Annotated in this window: 16 protein-coding genes; 13 read left to right on the plus strand and 3 right to left on the minus strand. The window is 60.2% G+C overall.

What is annotated here, in order from left to right:
• Positions 1-76: 76 nt before the first annotated feature.
• The gene (locus BQ5379_RS10800) at positions 77-865 is read right to left on the minus strand and encodes an NAD(+)/NADH kinase (protein ID WP_071135445.1); all 789 of its coding nucleotides are present in this window, start codon (positions 863-865) and stop codon (positions 77-79) included.
• A 262-nt stretch (positions 866-1127) separates the two neighbouring features.
• Here BQ5379_RS10800 and BQ5379_RS10805 point away from each other — a divergent pair, with 262 nt between their 5' ends.
• From BQ5379_RS10805 to BQ5379_RS10835, 7 genes are all read left to right on the plus strand, one after another.
• Entirely contained in the window at positions 1128-1862 is a 735-nt protein-coding gene (locus BQ5379_RS10805; RefSeq protein WP_071135634.1) for a pyridoxine 5'-phosphate synthase, read from the plus strand.
• On the plus strand, positions 1849-3276 hold the full coding sequence (locus tag BQ5379_RS10810; RefSeq protein ID WP_071135446.1) for a CCA tRNA nucleotidyltransferase: 1428 nt from the start codon (positions 1849-1851) through the stop codon (positions 3274-3276). The genes BQ5379_RS10805 and BQ5379_RS10810 overlap by 14 nt, the downstream gene beginning before the upstream one ends.
• A 261-nt stretch (positions 3277-3537) precedes the next feature.
• The gene (gene tgt, locus BQ5379_RS10815; RefSeq protein WP_071135635.1) at positions 3538-4668 is read left to right on the plus strand and encodes a tRNA guanosine(34) transglycosylase Tgt; all 1131 of its coding nucleotides are present in this window, start codon (positions 3538-3540) and stop codon (positions 4666-4668) included.
• A gap of 16 nt (positions 4669-4684) precedes the next feature.
• Complete coding sequence (locus BQ5379_RS10820) at positions 4685-5791, plus strand: LptF/LptG family permease (RefSeq protein WP_071135636.1); 1107 nt, start codon at positions 4685-4687, stop codon at positions 5789-5791.
• A gap of 128 nt (positions 5792-5919) precedes the next feature.
• Positions 5920-6774 (plus strand): 3'(2'),5'-bisphosphate nucleotidase CysQ, encoded by an 855-nt coding sequence (gene cysQ, locus BQ5379_RS10825; RefSeq protein ID WP_071135447.1) that lies wholly within the window; start codon positions 5920-5922, stop codon positions 6772-6774.
• Positions 6758-7825 carry an agmatinase family protein gene (locus BQ5379_RS10830; RefSeq protein ID WP_071135448.1) on the plus strand — a complete coding sequence of 356 codons (1068 nt, stop codon included), beginning with the start codon at positions 6758-6760 and terminating at the stop codon, positions 7823-7825. Before cysQ ends, BQ5379_RS10830 begins: the two co-directional genes overlap by 17 nt.
• A 548-nt stretch (positions 7826-8373) precedes the next feature.
• Positions 8374-9567, plus strand: a complete 1194-nt coding sequence (locus BQ5379_RS10835; protein ID WP_071135449.1) for a cation:proton antiporter — start codon at positions 8374-8376, stop codon at positions 9565-9567.
• 198 nt (positions 9568-9765) lie between these two features.
• On the opposite strand, the gene BQ5379_RS10840 is transcribed toward BQ5379_RS10835, so the two are convergent.
• Together BQ5379_RS10840 and ribD are read right to left on the minus strand one after the other, a co-directional pair.
• Entirely contained in the window at positions 9766-12189 is a 2424-nt protein-coding gene (locus BQ5379_RS10840) for a right-handed parallel beta-helix repeat-containing protein (protein WP_071135450.1), read from the minus strand.
• A gap of 247 nt (positions 12190-12436) precedes the next feature.
• The gene (ribD, locus tag BQ5379_RS10845; protein WP_071135451.1) at positions 12437-13534 is read right to left on the minus strand and encodes a bifunctional diaminohydroxyphosphoribosylaminopyrimidine deaminase/5-amino-6-(5-phosphoribosylamino)uracil reductase RibD; all 1098 of its coding nucleotides are present in this window, start codon (positions 13532-13534) and stop codon (positions 12437-12439) included.
• A 29-nt stretch (positions 13535-13563) separates the two neighbouring features.
• On the opposite strand from ribD, the gene prmC reads away from it, so the two are divergent.
• The 6 genes from prmC (at position 13564) to BQ5379_RS10875 (ending at position 19469) form a co-directional block, all read left to right on the plus strand.
• Positions 13564-14418, plus strand: coding sequence for a peptide chain release factor N(5)-glutamine methyltransferase (gene prmC / locus BQ5379_RS10850; RefSeq protein WP_071135452.1), 855 nt, complete (start codon positions 13564-13566; stop codon positions 14416-14418).
• Positions 14419-14537: 119 nt separating this feature from the next.
• Positions 14538-15122 carry a regulatory protein RecX gene (locus BQ5379_RS10855; protein ID WP_159431249.1) on the plus strand — a complete coding sequence of 195 codons (585 nt, stop codon included), beginning with the start codon at positions 14538-14540 and terminating at the stop codon, positions 15120-15122.
• An 86-nt stretch (positions 15123-15208) separates the two neighbouring features.
• Positions 15209-16936, plus strand: a complete 1728-nt coding sequence (locus tag BQ5379_RS10860) for a M23 family metallopeptidase (RefSeq protein WP_083377724.1) — start codon at positions 15209-15211, stop codon at positions 16934-16936.
• Positions 16930-17679: a copper homeostasis protein CutC gene (locus BQ5379_RS10865; RefSeq protein WP_071135454.1), complete on the plus strand. Its 750-nt coding sequence runs from the start codon at positions 16930-16932 to the stop codon at positions 17677-17679. The genes BQ5379_RS10860 and BQ5379_RS10865 overlap by 7 nt, the downstream gene beginning before the upstream one ends.
• A complete protein-coding gene (locus BQ5379_RS10870; RefSeq protein WP_071135455.1) occupies positions 17672-18910 on the plus strand; it encodes a BaiN/RdsA family NAD(P)/FAD-dependent oxidoreductase in 1239 nt (412 codons plus the stop codon). Before BQ5379_RS10865 ends, BQ5379_RS10870 begins: the two co-directional genes overlap by 8 nt.
• A gap of 178 nt (positions 18911-19088) precedes the next feature.
• Positions 19089-19469, plus strand: a complete 381-nt coding sequence (locus BQ5379_RS10875; RefSeq protein ID WP_071135456.1) for a hypothetical protein — start codon at positions 19089-19091, stop codon at positions 19467-19469.
• Positions 19470-19475 lie beyond the last annotated feature (6 nt).

Here is a 19475-nt window from a genome sequence, read left to right on the forward strand (position 1 = left end):
GGGGACGGTTCCTGTTATTCTGGAATCGTCCCCGACGTTTGTTTTTAGGGGGACTTTGGGATACTGTCGGTCGACTTTAGTTGTTGTTGCGGGCATCGACACCCCAAAGCAACTTGTTGCGCAGGGTCTTGTAGAACGAGTTTCCGGCCGGGCGGATCACCCGCAGCATGTGCGTGGCTTTGGCCAGACTGAAAATGGTGCCGTTGGCGACCGTGCGCTCCCGGTTGTCGATCGTGGCGATGGCCTGTTCGCCGTTGCGGGTTTCGACGCGCAGTGTTACGACGCTCGTGTCGGGTACCACCAGCGGACGGATGTTCAGGTTGTGCGGCGCGATGGGCGAAAGAATCAGACAACGGCACCCCGGTGCGAGGATCGCCCCGCCGACGCTCATCGAGTAGGCGGTCGAACCGGTCGAGGTCGAAACGATCACACCGTCGGCCCAGTACGTCGCCACATTCTCGCCGTCGATGCCGATCTCGACCGACACCATGGCCGTGCCATTTTTCTGAATTGTGAACTCGTTGACCGCCAGTCCCTGTACGCCGCCTTCGATCTGCAGCAGTGTGCGCTCTTCGATCGTGTATCGCCCGTCGCGCAGCTCGTCCATCGCCGCGCTGATGTCTTCGAGCGCAACGGCGGCCATGAAACCCAGCCGACCCGAGTTGATTCCGAGAATCGGGATGTGGCTCTCGCCCATTTTGCGCACGGTGCTCAGGAAAGTGCCGTCGCCGCCGAAACTCAGTGCCAGGTCGTGTCCTGCGGGGCTTTCGGGGTTGAGCGTAAAGTCGAGGCCGCGTCGATGAAGCTCGTCGGTGATGATGGGCAGCGAGGGATTCTCCGGGCGCGAATAGAGGGCGATTTTCATAGTGGAAACTTCAAAATTTCGTATCTTTGTCCGCTTAAATCGAACGTTGAGTGTGGAGACTGTGACTGTCGGGGCCGTGCTAATTGCTGCGCAAGCCATCGGCCACACGGTGGGGCAGGGGCGGCCACGCCCGGACCGCAGATCGTGTCGGAGCCCGGGGAACGAGCATCGGCCGACTGCCATGGTTCTTTCGCGAAAAATCCGCAAGTTGCCCATTGCCGACCGGAACGAACGATTAAACGAAAACAAAAGTAACGAAAATATGACCAAGTTAAGTGTAAACATCAACAAGATCGCCACGCTGCGTAATTCGCGTGGCGGCAATATGCCCGACCTGCTCGAAGCGGCACGCAACATCGAACGCTTCGGCGGGGAAGGGATCACCGTACACCCCCGTCCCGACGAACGCCACATCCGGTATGCCGACGTGCGGGCTCTCAAACCCATCCTGACCACCGAATTCAACATCGAAGGCTATCCCGGCGAACGCTTCATCGAGTTGGTGAACGAAGTGCGTCCCGCTCAGGTCACCCTCGTTCCCGACGCGCCCGATGCCATCACTTCGAACGCCGGTTGGGATACCATCACGCACCGTGACATGCTGCGAGACATCGTGGCCCGCTTCAAGGAGAACGGTATCCGCGTCTCGATCTTCGTCGATGCCGATCCGCGCATGGTCGAAGCCGCCGTGGCCACCGGAACCGACCGCGTGGAACTCTATACCGAAGCCTACGCAACGGGTTACAAGAGTGATCCGGCCCGTGCCATCGCCCCCTTTGTCGAAGCGGCTAAAACGGCCGGTGACTGCGGGCTGGGCGTGAATGCTGGCCATGACCTGAGCCTCGAAAACCTCGAATACTTTGCAGCCAACATCCCCGGACTGCTCGAAGTGTCGATCGGCCACGCGCTCATCTCCGAAGCGCTCTACCTCGGTCTCGAAAACACCGTGCGCCTCTATTTGCAAAAACTCCAGAACGCGGCCAATGGGCGAAAATAACCGTGCGCTGACCGACCCCCTGTTCCGCAAGATCGGCGCGATTGCCGATCAGCGCGGCGTGCGGGCCTATGCCATCGGCGGCTTCGTGCGCGACTACTATCTGATGCGTCCCTGTACCGACATCGACATCGTGATTGTCGGCGGAGGCACGGGCGGCGGAATCGCCGTGGCCGAGGAGCTCGGACGGCAGGTCGGCAGCCGGGTCAACGTCTTTCGGAACTTCGGCACCGCCATGCTCCACGTGGGGCAGTGGGAGGTGGAGTTCGTCGGGGCACGGCGCGAATCCTACCGCGCCGACTCGCGCAAACCGATCGTCGAGGACGGCACCATGGAGGACGACCAGCGCCGGCGCGACTTCACCATCAACGCCATGGCTTTCGGCCTGAATGCCGATAATTTCGGTGAACTGGTCGATCCGTTCGAGGGGATGGAGGATATGGAGGCGCAGCTGATCCGCACGCCCCTCGATCCCGATACCACCTTCTCGGACGACCCCCTGCGTATGGTTCGCGCCATCCGTTTCGCCACGCAGCTCGATTTCCGCATCGATCCCGTGACCTTCGAGGCGATCCGTCGCAATCGCGAACGGATCAAAATCATCTCGCGCGAACGGATTGCCACCGAAGTCGAAAAGATCATGCGTTCACCGCGTCCGTCGAAAGGGTGGAGGCTCTTCGACGAAAGCGGCCTGCTGGAACTGATCTTCCCGCAACTCACCCGGCTGAAGGGGGTCGATACCGTGCGCGGCCGGGCCCACAAGGACAATTTTATCCATACGCTGAAGGTGCTGGACAACATCGTGCCGAACACCGACAACCTCTGGTTGCGGTGGGCTGCCCTGCTGCACGACATCGGCAAACCGCGGACCAAGGCGTGGGACGACCGCATCGGCTGGACGTTCCACGGGCATGAGGTGGTCGGTTCGAAAATGATACCGGCCATCTTCCGTGAGCAGAAACTGCCGATGGACGAGCGGATGAAATATGTGCAGAAACTCGTGTTTCTCCACCTGCGGCCCATCATCCTCTCCGAGGAGGAGGTGACCGATTCGGCCGTGCGTCGTCTGCTCTTCGAGGCCGGCGACGACGTCGAGGATCTGATGACCCTGTGCGAGGCCGACATCACCTCCGGCAACGACGCCAAGGTGCGGCGCTATCTGGAGAATTTCGCCCTGGTGCGGCGCAAGATGAAGGAGATCGAGGAGAAGGACCATATCCGCAACTTCCAGCCGCCCATCACCGGCGAGATCATCATGGAGACTTACGGGATTCCCCCCTGCCGCACGGTAGGCGTCATCAAGGAGCAGATCAAGAATGCCATCCTGGACGGGGTGATTCCCAACGAATATCAGGCCGCATACGCCCTGATGGAAGAGCTGGCCGCTGCCGAGGGGCTGACTCGGGCGGAACGCTGAATCCGGCCGTAGAGGGGCCGAGCTGATGGCTTAAGGTTTGGAGCGGGGAGGAGAAGGGCAGGTCACAGAGGAGGGTAGAGGCTCGGTGGGCGAAGAAGGGATTTTTGGGCGTGGCTGAAAGGATGGAAACGGCCGACCCGGGCTGCGGAGAAAAGACAGCGAAGGGACGCCCGAAAGAGCATTGCGGCAAAAAGTTGCGACCCCGCAGGGGCTGCAAAGAATAAAAGCCCTAAATTTGCGTTCTGATTCTTGAAAGAAGGCATGCGATTCACCCTCGAACATACAGACCCCCATTGTGCCGCGCGGGCCGGCGTGTTCCGTACCGACCACGGCGAAATCCAGACCCCCATCTTTATGCCTGTCGGCACTGTCGGCAGCGTCAAAGGCGTCTTCCATCGTGATCTGATCGACGAGGTCGGAGCGCAAATCATCCTCGGCAATACGTATCACCTCTACCTGAGACCCGGCACAGACATCCTCTACAAAGCCGGCGGCCTGCATCGTTTTGCCGGATGGGATCGACCCATACTGACCGACAGCGGCGGATTTCAGGTCTTCTCGCTCACCGGCATCCGCAACCTCACCGAGGAGGGGTGTCGTTTCCAGTCGCACATCGACGGCTCGCGCCACATGTTTACGCCCGAAAACGTGATCGATACCCAACGGCTTATCGGAGCCGATATCATGATGGCCTTCGACGAGTGTCCGCCCGGCACCGCCCCCTACGATTATGCCGCCAAGTCGTGGGCCCGCACGTCGCGCTGGCTGGAGCGCTGTTTCGAACAGTACCGCAAAACCGAGTGTCCCTACGGCCACCATCAGTCGCTTTTCCCCATCGTGCAGGGGTGTACGTACCGGGATCTGCGGGAGCAGTCGGCCCGTTTCGTGCAGCAGTTCGATGCTGACGGGTATGCCATCGGCGGCCTGGCGGTCGGCGAACCCGCCCCCGTGATGTACGAAATGATCGAAGTCGTGAATGCCGTCCTGCCGCAGGATCGCCCCCGCTACCTGATGGGAGTCGGTACGCCCATCAATATTCTGGAGGCTATTGAGCGTGGCGTGGACATGTTCGACTGCGTGATGCCCACCCGCAACGGCCGCAACGGCATGCTCTTTACCAGCGAAGGCATTATCAATATCCGGAACCAGAAGTGGGCCGAGGACTTCTCGCCCATCGACCCCATGGGCCATACGTTCGTCGACCGGCACTACACGAAAGCCTACCTGCGCCACCTGACCGTGGCCGGCGAGATGATGGCCGCCCAGATTGCGTCGCTGCATAACCTCGGATTCTACCTCTGGCTCGTGGGCGAGGCCCGCAAGCATATCGTGGCCGGCGATTATGCTGCGTGGAAGGCCGAAATGGTCGTGAAACTGGGGCGCCGACTCTGATAACCCGATGCAGACCATGACGAAAATCCTCAAAAACCTCAAACTGCAAATCATCGACCGGTACATCATGCGCCGGTTTCTGGGGACCTATCTGTTCGCCATCGCGCTGATTATCCTGATCGTGGTCATCTTCGACGCCGCCGAAAAGATCGACGACTTCCTCGAAAGCCATGCCCCCATCTCGGAGATCGTGCTGGGCTACTACGTGAACTTCATCCCCTATTTCGTCAACCAGTTCAGCGGGTTGTTCACCTTCATCGCCGTTATCTTCTTCACCTCCAAGATGGCCTACAATACCGAGATCATTGCTATCCTCTCGAGCGGGGTGAGTTTCCGGCGCATGATGTGGCCCTATTTCGTCTCCGCACTGCTGATCACCCTGCTCAGCCTCAGTCTGAACCTCTTTCTGATCCCGGCGGCTAACGCCAAACGGCTTGCCTTCGAGACCCAGTATATGGGCAAGCACAAGTCCGTCTACGAACCGCATATCTATCGCCAGCTGGAGCCCGGCACCTTCGTTTACATCCGCGGTTTTCAGGGGCAGACCAAGGTGGCCGAGTATTTCGCCATCGAAACCTATGACGGTGGGAACATCGTCAGCACGCTCGAAGCCCAGAATGCCCGTTTTGACAGCGTCAGCGGCCACTGGCGTGCCAACAAGTACCTGACCCGTCACTACGAAGGCGAACGTGAAATACTGACCAAATACGACTCTCCGCTGGATACGGCCGTGAACCTGACGGCCGACGAGTTGGGCCGCACGCAGGACCTGGTGCAGACCATGAACTCGGTCAAACTGCTCCATTTCATCCGCCAGCAGAAGGCCAAAGGATCGGACATGGTGCCCATCTTCCAGGTCGAAGCCTATTCGCGGTGGGCCTATCCGATTTCGACTTTCGTGCTGACGCTGATCGGCGTGGCACTCTCCTCGCGCAAGGTGCGTGGTGGAACCGGCCTCCATATCGGGATCGGCATCACGCTCTGCTTTACCTATATCGTGCTGATGCGTTTCACCGGCGAATTCGCCAAAGGCGGTGTCATGCCGCCGGTTGTCGCCGTCTGGCTGCCCAACGTCGTCTATGCCCTGATCGGTATCTACCTCTACCGCAAGGCTCCGAAGTGATTGTACTTAAAGTCGCGTAAACATTTCTTTCTGACGCGAAACCATTCGATTGGGGGTGGGCGGGGAAAACTCCGCTCGGAAAATCGAACGGAAATGCCTATCTTTGTTTATACCAAACCAACACCCCTATGATCGAGAGAGAGCAGACGGACTTTTTCCTGGTCGAGGCCTATAACGCAGCCGTGCGTGCCGGTGCCAAAATCATGGAAATCTACACCCGTTACGACGACTTTTTCGTCAGTCTGAAGGCTGACAGCACCCCCATCACCATTGCCGACAAAGAGGCTCATACGTTGATAAAGAATCACCTGAGTGTGACCCGTATCCCGCTCCTGTCGGAGGAGGGACGCGACCTCTATTACGACGAACGCCGCGGATGGGACCTCTTCTGGATGGTCGACCCGCTCGACGGAACCGAAGAGTTCATCAAACGCAATGGCGAATTTACCGTCAATATCGCCCTGATGGTCGACAACGCCCCCTTCCTCGGTGTGATCTACATTCCGACGACCGAAACCATCTATTTCAGCGACCCCGACCGTGGATCGTTTTGCAAGACAGGCATAAAACCCGACATCGATTCGGCTTGCACCATCAGTCAGATCTTTGCCGATGCCCGGCGGCTGCCCGTGGTCGCCGAGCGGAACACTCCGTTGAAGGTGGCCCTCAGCCGTTCGCACGAATCGAACCAGGTGCGCGATCTGATCCGGCAGCTCCAGGATCAGGTGGGCGAAGTACGGATCGTCGAGTATGGCAGTTCGCTGAAAATGTGCCTTGTGGCCGAAGGTGCGGTGGATTGTTATCTGCGCACCACGCCAACTTCGGAATGGGATACCGCTGCCGGTGAAGCGATTGCGCGCGGCGCCGGTGTACGCGTGGTAGCCCTCAGCGGCGAACCTCTTCGCTACAACGAAGAGTCGCTCGAGAATCCTCCATTTATCTGTTTGACCCGACATTTGAGCGGATATGAGTGGCAACAATAGCGATTTGACAAACTTTTCCCCCGACGATGTCGGGGTAGCCAACGGCAACTATTTCGGATTGCCGTTTACGCCCGAGCAGGCCGAACTGGTGCTGCTGTCGGCTCCGTGGGACGTGACCGTCTCCTATAACCACGGCACTGCGGCCGGACCCGAAGCGATTATCGCCGCATCGACCCAGGTCGAACTGCGCGATGCCCATTATCCCGATGGGTGGCGGCGGGGGATTGCGACCCAACCAGTTGATCCGTGGATCGCTCCCGCATCGGCGCGGCTGCGGCAGGTGGCCGAACAGGTGATTGCTCACCTTGAAGCGGGCGGTGCCACCTCTGACCCCGAAATCGCGGCTCCGCTGGCCGAAGTCAATGCGGCCTCCGAGCGGCTCAATGCGATTATCTGCGAGCAGGCCTCAGCGATTCTGGCGCAGGGCAAAACGGCGGCCCTTGTCGGCGGCGACCACAGTACGCCGCTGGGGCTGATCCGTGCCGTAGCTGCGGCGATGGCCGGGCGCGGCGAGGAGTTCGGAATCCTCCACATCGATGCCCATGCCGACCTGCGCGACGCATACGAAGGCTTTACCTGTTCCCATGCATCGATCATGCACAACGCCCTGCAGCTGCCACAGGTTTCGCGGCTGGTGCAGGTCGGTATCCGCGACTACTGCGGAGCCGAGGTCGAACTGGCGCAGCAGAGCGGGGGGCGTGTGGTGCAGTTCGACGACTATAAGCTGGCCCGTAATGCCTTTGAGGGGGTTGCGTGGGGAACGCAGTGCGACGCCATTATCGAGCAATTGCCGGAGAATGTCTATGTCAGCTTCGATATCGACGGTCTTTCGCCCGACAACTGCCCCGGCACGGGAACGCCCGTACCCGGCGGGCTCTCCTATCGCGAAGCGGTTTATCTGTTGGCCCGGTTGGCCGAGTCGGGACGGCGCATCGTCGGTTTCGACCTGACCGAAGTGTCGCCCGCCGACAACGATGGCGAGTGGAACGCCAATGTAGGGGCTCGGGTACTCTACAAACTCTGTAACCTGACCCTGAAAACGAAAAAGTAGATTTTTGTTGATCCGATAGCGGACCGCGCCTTTGATCGAGTATCGAGGCGCGGTCTGTGTTTTTGGAGAGGGGAAGTGGGCAAAACGTTATTATTATGGCGACAAAAGTGGCGGGTGAGGAATTTTTTGTGGATAGATGGATAGAATTAGGGTGATAATTAGGTCGATATGTAGTTTGCCTGAATTATAAATTTAGCTATGAATTTCTTATTCCGCGAGGGAAACATCTGGGCGGGAAGAAACGGTTCTTCTGGAGGCCGCCGGAGTAGAAGGGAAGTTCCGTTTGCATGCACATTGTTACGAAGGTTGGAAACGAAACGGGAGAGGTGAGAATGGCAAACGGTGGTGGGCGGAGGACTATGGCGCGGGTGGTGCGTGCTGGCTGCTCCGTACGAATTTTGGGGTGTCGGAACAAATAAATCGATCGATGAACCGCTGCTTTACAGGAGTTATTACTAAAAGTTATATCTTTGCCCTCCCGTTTGGCAGGCCCGCTGCGGCGGCGTGTCGAACGAAAATCATTTTTTCTTGACAGACAGGTAAAACCTATGCGTAAAATCCTCACCTTCTCGTTCCTTCTGGTATTGGGGCTTATTGCCTCGCAAACCCTGCCTGCCTGGATGAGTGGCGACCACTATGCCACATTCAAAGGCGTGACCGACACCCTGCTTTACATCTGCCTGGCCTTCATCATGATCAACGTGGGCCGGGAGTTCGAAGTCCAAAAAGAAAAATGGCGCAGCTATGTGAGCGACTACTTCATTGCCATGGCCACTGCCGCGCTGCCTTGGTTTCTCGTGGCGCTGTACTACGTGTTTATTCTGCTCCCATCGAGTTGTTACGGCAGCTGGGATGCCTGGAAAGAGAGCCTGCTGCTGAGCCGTTTCGCTGCGCCGACCTCGGCCGGTATTCTTTTCACGATGCTGGCGGCCATCGGGTTGCGGTCCAGCTGGATGTACCGCAAAATTCAGGTCCTCGCCATTTTCGACGACCTTGACACCATTCTGCTGATGATTCCGCTTCAGATCATGATGGTCGGCTTCCGGTCCGAAATCATCGTGATCCTTGCCGTGGTGACCGTGCTGCTCGGCTTCGGATGGCGCCAGCTCGCCCGTTACGACATGCGGCAGGAGTGGTGGGCCATTCTGCTCTATGCCGTGGCGGTGATCTTCGTCACGTGGCTTGTCAACCGGCTCTTCCACATCCATATCGAGGTGCTGTTGCCTGCCTTTGTGCTGGGGATGGTGATGCGCCACAAGCATATCGATACGCCCGTTGAGCGGAAGGTGTCGACCGGTGTGTCGTTCCTGTTCATGCTGCTCGTGGGACTGAGCATGCCCTACTTTGCCGGTGGGGGGATGACGGCGTTTTCGGCCCATTCGGTCGCCGAAGGCGGTGCTCCGTCGATCCTCGGTTCGCAGCCGATGATGCCTTGGGGAACGATTGCGTTCCATGTGGTGATGGTGTCGCTGTTGTCGAATGTCGGCAAACTGGTGCCGATCTTCTTCTACCGCGACCGGATGTTCGAAGAGCGGCTCGCGTTGTCGGTGGGGATGTTTACCCGCGGCGAGGTCGGTGCCGGGATCATCTTCATTGCCCTGGGCTACCACATCGGCGGACCGGCGCTGATTATTTCGGTGCTCACGCTGATATTCAACCTGATTCTGACCGGTGGCTTCGTGGTTTGGGTCAAACGCCTGGCCATGAAAGCCTACGGCACGCAGCAGTCGCAGGCGATGTAACGCACGCGACGAGTTTGTGCCGAAGGAGAGTGATCTTATTCCTTGAATAGCATTTGGCCCGTGTTCTGCGGTTTCTGATACCGTAGAACACGGGCCAAATGGTTTAAGGATTGATCTGCCCGAAGCGACACAAAATCGTCTGTTGTTCATTGACGCGACAGCACGGCACTCTAGACAACACGGCGCTCTGTGGCAATCTTATTTGTCGGCTTTGGGGGCGACGCTCAAGGTGATTTGTTTTTGTTCTCGAATCACATCCAGGCTCGTTATCTCCTCGCCCTGGCTGGTGAATTTCTCAAATGCCTGGAAGTCGGTGATGCGAGTGCCGTTGATGGCTTGCAGCAAATCGCCGTTCCGCAGGCCGACGCTGGCTGCCTGAGATTCGGCGGGGACGGCTTCGATGGCTATCCCGGCTTTGTCGAACCCTACACCGAAGGCCGACAGTTCATTCCCGCTGACCTCTTTGAGCGTAGCTCCCCACCATGTCTTGTAAACGGTGGCTTCGCCTTCTGCGTCCAGTGTGATTTCCGGGACCGGAATCTGAGGGGTTTTGGCCAGGGCTTTTAACTTCTTGCTTCTGACGCCGAAGTCGTCCATGTCGAAATTGGAGAAACCGATTCCCCAGGCCGGAGAGTCGTCGCTGACGCGGAAGTCTCCCGTGGCGGCATCGATGAATTTCGGGTCTCCGGTGATGGAGTGTAGGTCGGCGCTGTTGACGGCAAATTTCGTCCGGTTTGCTTCGCTGGTCGCAAAAAGGTTGTAATCCAGCTCCTTGCCCCATCGCTCGTCGCTGGTCAGTGCGGCTTGCATGACGGCAGGCTGGTAGGCGTCGAAGACGATGTTGTGCTTGAAAATGTCGCCGCTCTCTTTCGGCCATACGTGGGGGTGCAGGCTGTTGTTCACGATAACGTTGTTCGTGACGATGCGGTCATACCCTTCGCGCAGTTTGAGTCCGCCCCGCAGCAGCAGGTTGTTGTAGATTCTGTAGTGGCTCGAACCGTCGTCCAGGTCGATGTCCCATCCGTGGTCGCACCGCCACCGGTTGTTCCGTAATACGTTGGGCTCCATCATGTCCAAGTAGTGCATGTCCGGATGCTCGATGACCTTTTGGGAGAATGTGGCCACGTCCGGGGTCCAGTACCGGTCGCGTCCCCAGGAGTTGAAGCTGCCGTGGTCGCCGGTCTCCAGCACGGTGTTGAAGATGTCGCAGTGCTCGATCACGTGTCCGCCGAAGGTCCCTTCGCTGATGTTGATCCCCGCTCTGGGGACGTCGTAAATGGAGCAGTGGCTCACGTGGATGCGGTAGGCCATCGAGATCTGGATCGGAGCGGTTTGCTTTTCGTCCCGGCCGGTCATCGTGATCAGGCAGTCTTCCACGGTGCACTCCTGCGGATAGTTGTCCGATTTCGGGCCGCGTTTCGTGTCCATCTTTTCATAGTCCTGCGGCCCGTATCGGAACAGGGGGCTTCGGACGGAGTTCGGGTCGCCGACAAAGGCGATGCCGTTGGCTCCGCTGTGGTGGATATAGCATCCCTTGATGGTGATGTGCTTGTTGTAGTTGTTCACAAAGATGGTGTTGCCGCCGACCTGGTCGAACTCACAATCCTCGATGGTACACTCCTCGGCTCCGTTGTAGACGATCGCCCCGCCCCGGTAGATGGTCCAGTCCGACCGGAGCAGCTGTTCTTTGTTCTCCATAAACGTGCGGTTCGTGTGTCTGAAGACCAGCCCCTGTAACGAAATGCCCGTTACGGGATTGTTCCGCTCGCCGTTGAACTCGATCAGGTGGGGCAGACAAACGACCTCGACTTTCGCCTGGTTGAGGTCCGTGCCGGCTGTCGGCATGTAATACAGGTTGTGTCCTGCCTTGTCGTAGTACCATTCGCCCGGAACATCCAGCTCCTCTTTGATGTTTTCGACCATTCGGAAAACGGGGTGCATCGGCGAGGGGCGGTTGTTCTGCCATCCTCCGACCAGCTGGAGGCTGTTGTCCGGGTTCTTGCCGGTGATGATCCAGTGCATGTCGCCCCACAGGTACTCGTGCATGGCGTGCACGAAGCCCTCTTCGGGGTGTGACCAGGTGGCGATCTTCTCGGGGTTCAGCGGGTCTAACGCCTTGTCCGGGGTGGCCGAATGGTTCAAAACCCAGGTGTCAAACACGTTTTTGCCGGCTCCCGGGTCGGCATTGGGAAAACGGGCCATCCGCTGCCGCGTGCCGTCGATGTACAACTGATCGATGGCGACGTCGTCGGGTACGGTTGCGGTATAGATGCCGTTGGCTGCTTCCTGCCATTTCAGTTTCAGTTCCCGGCCGCCGCTGATGATGGCCTTGCCTTCGTTCCTGGCGCGAAAGGTTACGGTTGTGGGGTAGTCCTTGCTGTCTTCGGGCGTGAAGCGGATGGTTTGCGGGAGGTAATAGATCCCGTCCTCGAAAACGACCGTTACCTCCTGGTCGCGAGCGAATTCGCGTGCCAGCTGTTGGGCGCGTGCAAAGGTCGCTACCGGTTTCTTCTCGCTCCCCGGCCAGGTGTCCCGTCCGTTCGGAGCTACATGGATGGTTTGGGCATTCAGCTGCGTGAGGCTCAGCAGACATGCCCCCAGTAAGAGGGATTTCAGTCTCATGGATTGAAAAGGGTTAAGAGAGTGTGGGTTTGTTGGAGACGCATGGCGCTCGTGCTGCGTTTCTCCGGGTTATACAATGTGAATGGGGTGTTACATAACAACAAATCGCGGGTGGGACGAACGGGTATAAGGGTCGGCTCTCACCTGGATCGGGTTTCGGTTTTGCCATCCGGGCCGGTTGCCCCATCCTGGTGGCCGGATTTATGCTGGGGCGGGGGTGGATGGTGTGTATGTGCACCAGAAACTGCTAACGGTTGTAAATGGTCAGTCCGACAGCCGGCATCTGGTCGGTCATTTGTGCCGATTGGGGCAGGATCGGAGCTGGAATGCCGGTCGGGTGGGGCAGACGGTCGGCCGGGTAGAGTTCGCGCAGCGACAGCGGCGAGGTGAAGACCCGCGCTTCGTCCCACAGCCCTGCGCCGATAAACGATTCCAGCACCTGGCGTCCGCCTTCGACGATGAGTGACTGTACCTCGTAGGGTTTTCCGCGCAGGGTGCCGAGCATGTCGTTGAGCGTCTCATAGCTCTCGACGGCGACCAGTTCCGAGCCGGCGAACCGTTCGGCAGCTTCGGCCCGTCGCTCCGGCGCGGTGAACAGTACGGTCCGTGCAGCGCCGTCGCTGAAGAGGTTGAGGTCGGTCGGCAGGCTCAGCGTGCGGTCGAAAACCACCCGCAGCGGATTACGCCCCTGCCAGGCGCGGACCGTCAGCGACGGGTTGTCGAGAGTTGCCGTCCGCGTGCCCACCAGTATCGCGTCCTCCTCGGCCCGCCAGCGGTGGACCAGTACACGCGCCGCTTCGCCCGTCATCCAGGCGGCCGGCAGTGCGGACGAAGGACGCTCGGCATCCAGGTAGCCGTCCGCGGTCTGGGCCCATTTCAGGATCACGTAGGGTCGGCCTTCGTTCTGAGCCGTGAAGAAACGCCGGTTGAAAAAGAGGCACTCTTCCTCGAGCAGTCCCACACGCACGTCGATTCCCGCCTCGCGCATTCGGGCCACGCCCCGTCCGCTCACTTCGCAGTAGGAGTCGATACATCCCACCACCACGTGCGGAATCCGTTTTTCGACAATCAGCTCGGCGCAGGGTGGGGTACGGCCCCAGTGGCTGCACGGTTCGAGATTCACGTAGAGGGTGCTCTCGGGCAGCAGGTTGCCGTATCCGTTGGCTTCGGCATCGGCCACCGCATTCACTTCGGCGTGCGGCCCGCCGCATTTGCGGTGCCACCCTTCGCCGATAATCCGTCCGTCGTGGACAATCACGCACCCCACCATCGGGTTGGGCGATGCGCTACCGGCACCCAGAGCTGCCAACTCCAGGCACCGTTTCATGTATCTTTCTTCGGTCATGGAGACAAATTTACGTATCTTTGCTCAATATGACTCTGCGTGAAATTCATAATCTCTCGGTCGAACGTCTCGAACCCCTCTACGGGCGCGACGAAGCCCGGTCGGTGGTCGATCGGCTGATGGAGGACAAATATGGTGTCGGAAGGCTCGAACGGGTCACCGACGGTCACCGCCCGTTTTTGCGCGAGGCGGAGTGGCAGGCCGATCTGCAGCGGCTCGAAGCGTGGGAACCGGTTCAGTACGTAATCGGCAGCGAGGAGTTTTGTGGCCGACGATTTGCCCTTTCGCCCGAGACGCTGATCCCCCGGGTCGAAACCGAACAGCTCGTGCGGAGGCTGCTGGAACGTCCGGCACATCGTCGCGTGCTGGATGTCGGTACCGGCAGCGGGGCGATTGCCGTGACACTGGCGGCCGAGTGGCCCGACGCTGAAGTCGAGGCTTGGGATATTTCGGCCGGGGCGCTGGCTACGGCTGCTGCCAATGCCGCCGCGCACGGAGTCGAACGGCGGGTGCGTTTCGTGGAGTGCGACGTGCTGGCCGCTCCGTCGGTGGCAGAAAAGTTCGATCTGGTGGTCAGCAATCCGCCTTATGTATTGGACTCGGAGCGGGAGCAGATGCGGGCCAACGTGACCCGATACGAGCCCGGCCGGGCACTCTATGTGCCCGATTCCGACCCGTTGCGGTTCTACCGGGCGATTGCGCGGTTGCCGCTGCTGACCGACGGCGGGGAACTCTGGTTCGAGATCAACGAACAGTTTGGCGGGCAGACCTGCGAACTGCTCGTCTCGCTCGGTTACACCGGGGTGCAGTTGGTGCAGGATCTGTACGGTCGTGACCGGATGGTCGGTGCCCGTTGGCCGGGATCGACCTCGAAAGAAGAATGACGCGGGGTGCCGGAGGCAAGAAAGGTACGAGAGGCAGGGTGTGGGAGAATGAAAAGTGCGAAGTGAAGATGGCGGTGCGTCTCGTTAGTGCGGTTTCGCGGATCGATAAAAGAACGTTTATGGTATACTACGACGACGAGGAGAACGGTTCCCGGAGGGGACGTCGGCGACGGCAGACGGTTCCGATCGACTATTCCCGACCGGCCAAAAGCGTCGAACAGGCGTTGCAGGCGTTGATGGCGAGTTGTGCCCGCAGCGAACGGTGCATCAGCGACGTACGTCGTTCGCTCTACCGTTGGCGGATGGAGGCGGCGGATTGTGAAACGATCATCGCCCGGCTGGTGAAGGAGCGGTTTGTCGATGAACGACGCTATGCCGCGGCCTACGTGCGCGAGAAGATGAGTTGTTCGGGTTGGGGGCGGCGGCGTATCGAGATGGGCTTGCGGGCCAAGGGGATTCCGCAGGAGTACATCGACGAGGCGTTGGCGCAGATCGAACCCCGGCAGCAGACCGACAAGCTGGAGTCGATGCTCTACCGGCGGCTGGTACGCGAACGGGACAAGGCGAAAAACTCCTACGACCTGCAGATGCGGCTGACCCGTTGGGCCATGGGGCGCGGGTTCGAGTACGCCGAGATTCAGGATACGTTGCAGCGGATCATGTCCGACACGTATCAGCCCGATGAGACGCTGGAGCCGTGGTAGTCGTCTGGAGGGCACTCCGGCTGGGCCGGGGAACGGTTCGCTGCCGTTCTGCCTGGAACACTCTCCGGAGCGGATACACTCAATGGATGAAGATGAACAGACACAAGATAATCGTTATGCTGGCGGCCGGTCTGGGCTTGTTGCCCGGGAGACCGATGGCCGCCGTCAAGAATTATGGGGCGGAGTACTATCGCTCGCCCGTTGGTTTTACCATCACGCTGGCCGGCAACGTCGGCGAGATCCGTTCCGATCATTTCCACACCGGGATGGACATCAAGGCCCTGCAGGGGATCGGTAGTCCGGTCTATGCCGTTGCCGACGGTTACGTTTCGCGTATCGGGGTGTCGCCCACCGGCTACGGCAATGTGCTCTATGTGACGCATCCCAACGGAGAAACCTCCGTGTATGGCCACCTGAATGGCTTTGCACCGCAGATCGCCCGCTGGGTGCGGGCCCGGCAGTATGCCAAACGTTCGTTTCGGGTCGATCTCTACCCTGAGCGCGATCAGTTTCCCGTCAAAAAGGGCGAGCGGATCGCTTTTCTCGGCAACTCCGGCTCTTCGGGCGGGCCCCATCTCCATTTCGAAATCCGCGACGCGCAGGGACGGCCCCGGAATCTGGTGGCGCAGGGCGTATATGAGGTGAGCGACCGAGTACCGCCCACCGTTAGCCGGATTCTGCTGTACGAGGTCGATTCCGCCCATGGGGCTCCTTTTCGGGTGTTGCGGCAGAGCGTGGCTGTGCAGACGCTCCCCGGCGGGAAGGCCGTCCCGGCCGACAGCGTGCTACGCCTCGGACGAAAAGGCTACCTGGCTTACGAAGTAATTGACTATAAGGATGGAAAGACCAATACCATGGGGGTCTATTCCATCGAACAGCGTGTCGACGGTCAGCTCAATTTCAGCTTTGCCATCGACCGGCTCAATTTTGCCACGACCGCTTACGTCAACACCTTTGTCGATTATCCTGAAAATCATCGTGCCCGTCGAAGCTCCGTGCTGCGGGCCTATGTCTCGCCCCACAACCGGTTGGCGGTCTATGGGCCGGCGCGTAAAACGACCGACGGAACGATCTCCGTCGAGGATGGGATCGGGCGACAGGTCGAGACCGTCGTGGTGGACGACGCCGGCAACCGGACGACGCTGCGCTTCCGGATCGAACCCGGTGAGCCGATCGAACCGGAACTGCCGGCCGGAGTGCCCGTTCCCTGGTGGAAGGAGCATACGTTCACGCTGCCTGGTGCCGAAGTGACCCTGCCCGGCGCCGCCCTGTATGAGACCATGCGCCTCGATGCCCGTCTCGACACCATCGGCAAACGGGCTGTGGTGAGGGTCGGAACGACCGATGTGCCGCTCCAGAAGGCGGCTACGGTGAGCCTCGATGCCGACGGCTGGCCCGAATCGTTACGGTCGAAGCTGCTGGTGGTCGGGGTGAGCGACGCGGGTAAAATCACCAACCTCGGCGGAGGGTGGGATGCTGCGCGGCAGGCTGTCGTCACGACCGTCAAACGGCTCGGAACGTTTGCCGTCGAGGTCGATACCGTGGCACCGGTGGTCAAACCCGTCTACGCCTCGGGGGCCCGCATCCCGACCGGCAAATCGGTGCGGTGGCAGGTGACCGACGACCTCTCCGGCATTGTGCGCTATACGCTCACCGTCGACGGAGAGTGGGAACTGCTGGCCTGGGACCCCAAAACGCGGACCATGGAGCATGTCCCCACGCGCGGAGAAACGCCCGTCAAACACGCCGTGGTGCTGACCGTGCGCGATGCCCGCGGAAATACGAAAACTTTTAAAGCAACCTATATATGGTAACTCCCATTATCGAAGTGTGCGCCAACTCGGCGGCCAGCTGTGTGGCCGCCGAACAGGGCGGAGCCGCCCGGGTCGAACTCTGTGCCGGCATCCCCGAAGGGGGAACCACGCCCAGCTATGGCGAAATGGTGACGGCACGCCGGGCCATCGGCATTCAGTTGAATGTCATCATCCGTCCGCGCGGCGGCGATTTCCTCTATACCCCGGCCGAGGTGCAGACCATGCTGCTCGACATCGAAGCGGCCAAGGCTGCCGGTGCTGACGGGGTGGTGTTCGGCTGTCTGAATCCGGACGGGACGATCGACATGGAGCGGAACCGACAACTGAAAGAGGCTGCCGGCAGCCTCTCCACTACCTTCCACCGGGCGTTCGACGTGTGTCGCGACCCGTTCGAGGCGTTGGAACAGATCATCTCGCTCGGTTTCGACCGCATTCTGACCTCCGGGCAGGAGGCTTCGGCTCCGCAGGGCGCCGGGCTGATCGCGCAGTTGGTCGAACGTGCCGCCGGTCGCATCATCATTATGCCCGGTTGCGGCGTGAATGAGAACAACGTGGCCGAACTGGCCCGTACGACCGGTGCGCAGGAGTTCCACATGTCGGCCCGTCATCGCGTCGAGGGGGGTATGGTCTACCGCAACGAGCGGGTCTCGATGGGCGGCACCGTGACCGTCGAGGAGTTTGCGCGCGAGATTACCGACCCGCAGCGTGTGGCCCGTTCGATCGAAGCGCTTCGCCATGTATGATCTGGTGGTCGTAGGCGGAGGGCCTGCCGGACTGATGGCCGCCGGTACCGCCGCCCGTGAGGGCGGACGGGTGCTGTTGCTCGAAAAGATGGAAAAACCGGCCCGGAAACTCCGTATCACCGGCAAAGGACGCTGTAACGTGACCAACGACCGACCGGCCGGCGAGTTTCTCGCCAAAGTGCGGCAGGGGGCATCGTTCTTCGAATCGGCTTTCCGGGCCTTCGACAACCGGGCGACGATCCGCTTTATTGAGTCGCTGGGCGTCCCTTTGGTCTGCGAACGGGGCGGACGTTACTTTCCCGCTTCGGGGCGGGCCTGGGATGTGGCCGATGCGTTGGTCAGCTGGGCGGTCCGCTGCGGCGTGGAGATTCGTTGTCACGCTGCCGTGGCGTCGTTGCGTCTGGACGGAGACTGTGTGGCGGGAGTGAAACTCGTCGGGGGCGAGATGGTGGCAGCGCGTGCCGTGCTGCTGGCGACCGGCGGGGTGAGCTACCCGGCGACCGGCTCGACGGGCGATGGACACCAGATGGCCTTCGACGCGGGGCATCGGATCGAGCCGCTCCGTCCGGCGCTGGTGCCGCTCGAAGTGGAGGTGCCGGCGGGTCTGAAGGGGCTGGCGCTGCGAAATGTGGCGCTGACGCTTCGCGTTGACGGCGAGGTGGCCGAGGAGCGGTTCGGCGAGATGGAGTTCACGGCCGAAGGGGTCGTGGGCGGAGCCATTGTATTGCAGGTGAGCCGAACGGCTGTCGATGCACTGGCCGATGGCCGTCGAGTGCAGGCGGTCGTGGACCTCAAACCGGCTCTCGATGAGGCGAAGCTCCGCAACCGGATTCTGCGCGAGACGGCCGAACTGGGGGCCGGCGCCCCGTTGCGGGTGCTGATGCAGAAACTGCTGCCGGAACAGCTCCGAAAAGCGATCGCCTCGGTGGCCGGTCTTGCGTTGTCGCGTCCGTTGGGCGGGCTGACGGCAGCCGAGGTTTCCCGGCTGATCGCTGTGCTCAAGGGGTGGAGCTTCCCCGTGCGGGACTATCGTCCCTTCACGGAGGCCATCGTGACGGCCGGCGGGGTCGATCTCTCGGAGGTCGATCCGCAGACGTTGGAGTCGTCCAAAGTGCGGGGGCTGTACTTCGCGGGTGAACTGCTCGACATCGATGCCGATACGGGGGGCTACAATATTCAGATTGCCCTCTCGACCGGCTACCTGGCCGGAATGTCGGCAGTGAAACGGTAGGCGTTGCCCTTTTTGTGCGTGTTCCCTTGGAGTGAAACCGTGTGAAAGACGCAATGGCGTGCGGTTTTCGCGAGGTGGCGAAATCGAAGGGGTGGGGGCGGAGCGCAACGCAGAGAACTGTAATGTGTATGTTCAATGTGCGGTATGTCTGTAGCGGCATACCGACAAAATATGGTGTATGAATAGTTATCAGTGGTATACCCGGTTGCGGCATGCCTGGACGGCGGCTCACTGGCACGGTTATGCCGTCCACTCGCCGATGATGTACCGGTTTATTCGCGAAGTGGTGATGCCCACGCGCCGGCGCGACCTGCCGGCGGCGATCATCGGCCGTTACGGAGCCGACCGCGTGGCCGTGGTCGATTCCGTAGCCGAACTGGAGAAGGTGCAGGGAAAGGAGATCGCGCTGCTGCGTGAACCGTTCCGGTCGGCCGACGAAAGGGCGGCGTTCGAGGCGTGGTTCGACCGGACTCATGTTGTTGCGGCCCATTTGCAGGGGCTGCTGGTGCTCTTTTTCGACCCGAAACTCCAAAAACAGTTTTTCCGCATCAGAAATTGACTAACT

Source organism: Millionella massiliensis, from assembly GCF_900104655.1.
Taxonomy (GTDB): domain Bacteria; phylum Bacteroidota; class Bacteroidia; order Bacteroidales; family Rikenellaceae; genus Rikenella; species Rikenella massiliensis.

Excerpts from the sequence above, each read along its gene's own strand:
- BQ5379_RS10800 (WP_071135445.1), bottom strand. The coding sequence starts at position 865 with ATGAAAATCGCCCTCTATTCGCGCCCGGAGAATCCCTCGCTGCCCATC.
- BQ5379_RS10870 (WP_071135455.1), top strand. The coding sequence starts at position 17,672 with ATGTATGATCTGGTGGTCGTAGGCGGAGGGCCTGCCGGACTGATGGCC.
- ribD (WP_071135451.1), bottom strand. The coding sequence starts at position 13,534 with ATGACCGAAGAAAGATACATGAAACGGTGCCTGGAGTTGGCAGCTCTG.
- BQ5379_RS10840 (WP_071135450.1), bottom strand. The coding sequence starts at position 12,189 with ATGAGACTGAAATCCCTCTTACTGGGGGCATGTCTGCTGAGCCTCACG.
- BQ5379_RS10865 (WP_071135454.1), top strand. The coding sequence starts at position 16,930 with ATGGTAACTCCCATTATCGAAGTGTGCGCCAACTCGGCGGCCAGCTGT.
- cysQ (WP_071135447.1), top strand. The coding sequence starts at position 5,920 with ATGATCGAGAGAGAGCAGACGGACTTTTTCCTGGTCGAGGCCTATAAC.
- prmC (WP_071135452.1), top strand. The coding sequence starts at position 13,564 with ATGACTCTGCGTGAAATTCATAATCTCTCGGTCGAACGTCTCGAACCC.
- tgt (WP_071135635.1), top strand. The coding sequence starts at position 3,538 with ATGCGATTCACCCTCGAACATACAGACCCCCATTGTGCCGCGCGGGCC.
- BQ5379_RS10860 (WP_083377724.1), top strand. The coding sequence starts at position 15,209 with ATGAAGATGAACAGACACAAGATAATCGTTATGCTGGCGGCCGGTCTG.
- BQ5379_RS10875 (WP_071135456.1), top strand. The coding sequence starts at position 19,089 with ATGAATAGTTATCAGTGGTATACCCGGTTGCGGCATGCCTGGACGGCG.
- BQ5379_RS10835 (WP_071135449.1), top strand. The coding sequence starts at position 8,374 with ATGCGTAAAATCCTCACCTTCTCGTTCCTTCTGGTATTGGGGCTTATT.
- BQ5379_RS10805 (WP_071135634.1), top strand. The coding sequence starts at position 1,128 with ATGACCAAGTTAAGTGTAAACATCAACAAGATCGCCACGCTGCGTAAT.
- BQ5379_RS10820 (WP_071135636.1), top strand. The coding sequence starts at position 4,685 with ATGACGAAAATCCTCAAAAACCTCAAACTGCAAATCATCGACCGGTAC.
- BQ5379_RS10830 (WP_071135448.1), top strand. The coding sequence starts at position 6,758 with ATGAGTGGCAACAATAGCGATTTGACAAACTTTTCCCCCGACGATGTC.
- BQ5379_RS10810 (WP_071135446.1), top strand. The coding sequence starts at position 1,849 with ATGGGCGAAAATAACCGTGCGCTGACCGACCCCCTGTTCCGCAAGATC.
- BQ5379_RS10855 (WP_159431249.1), top strand. The coding sequence starts at position 14,538 with ATGGTATACTACGACGACGAGGAGAACGGTTCCCGGAGGGGACGTCGG.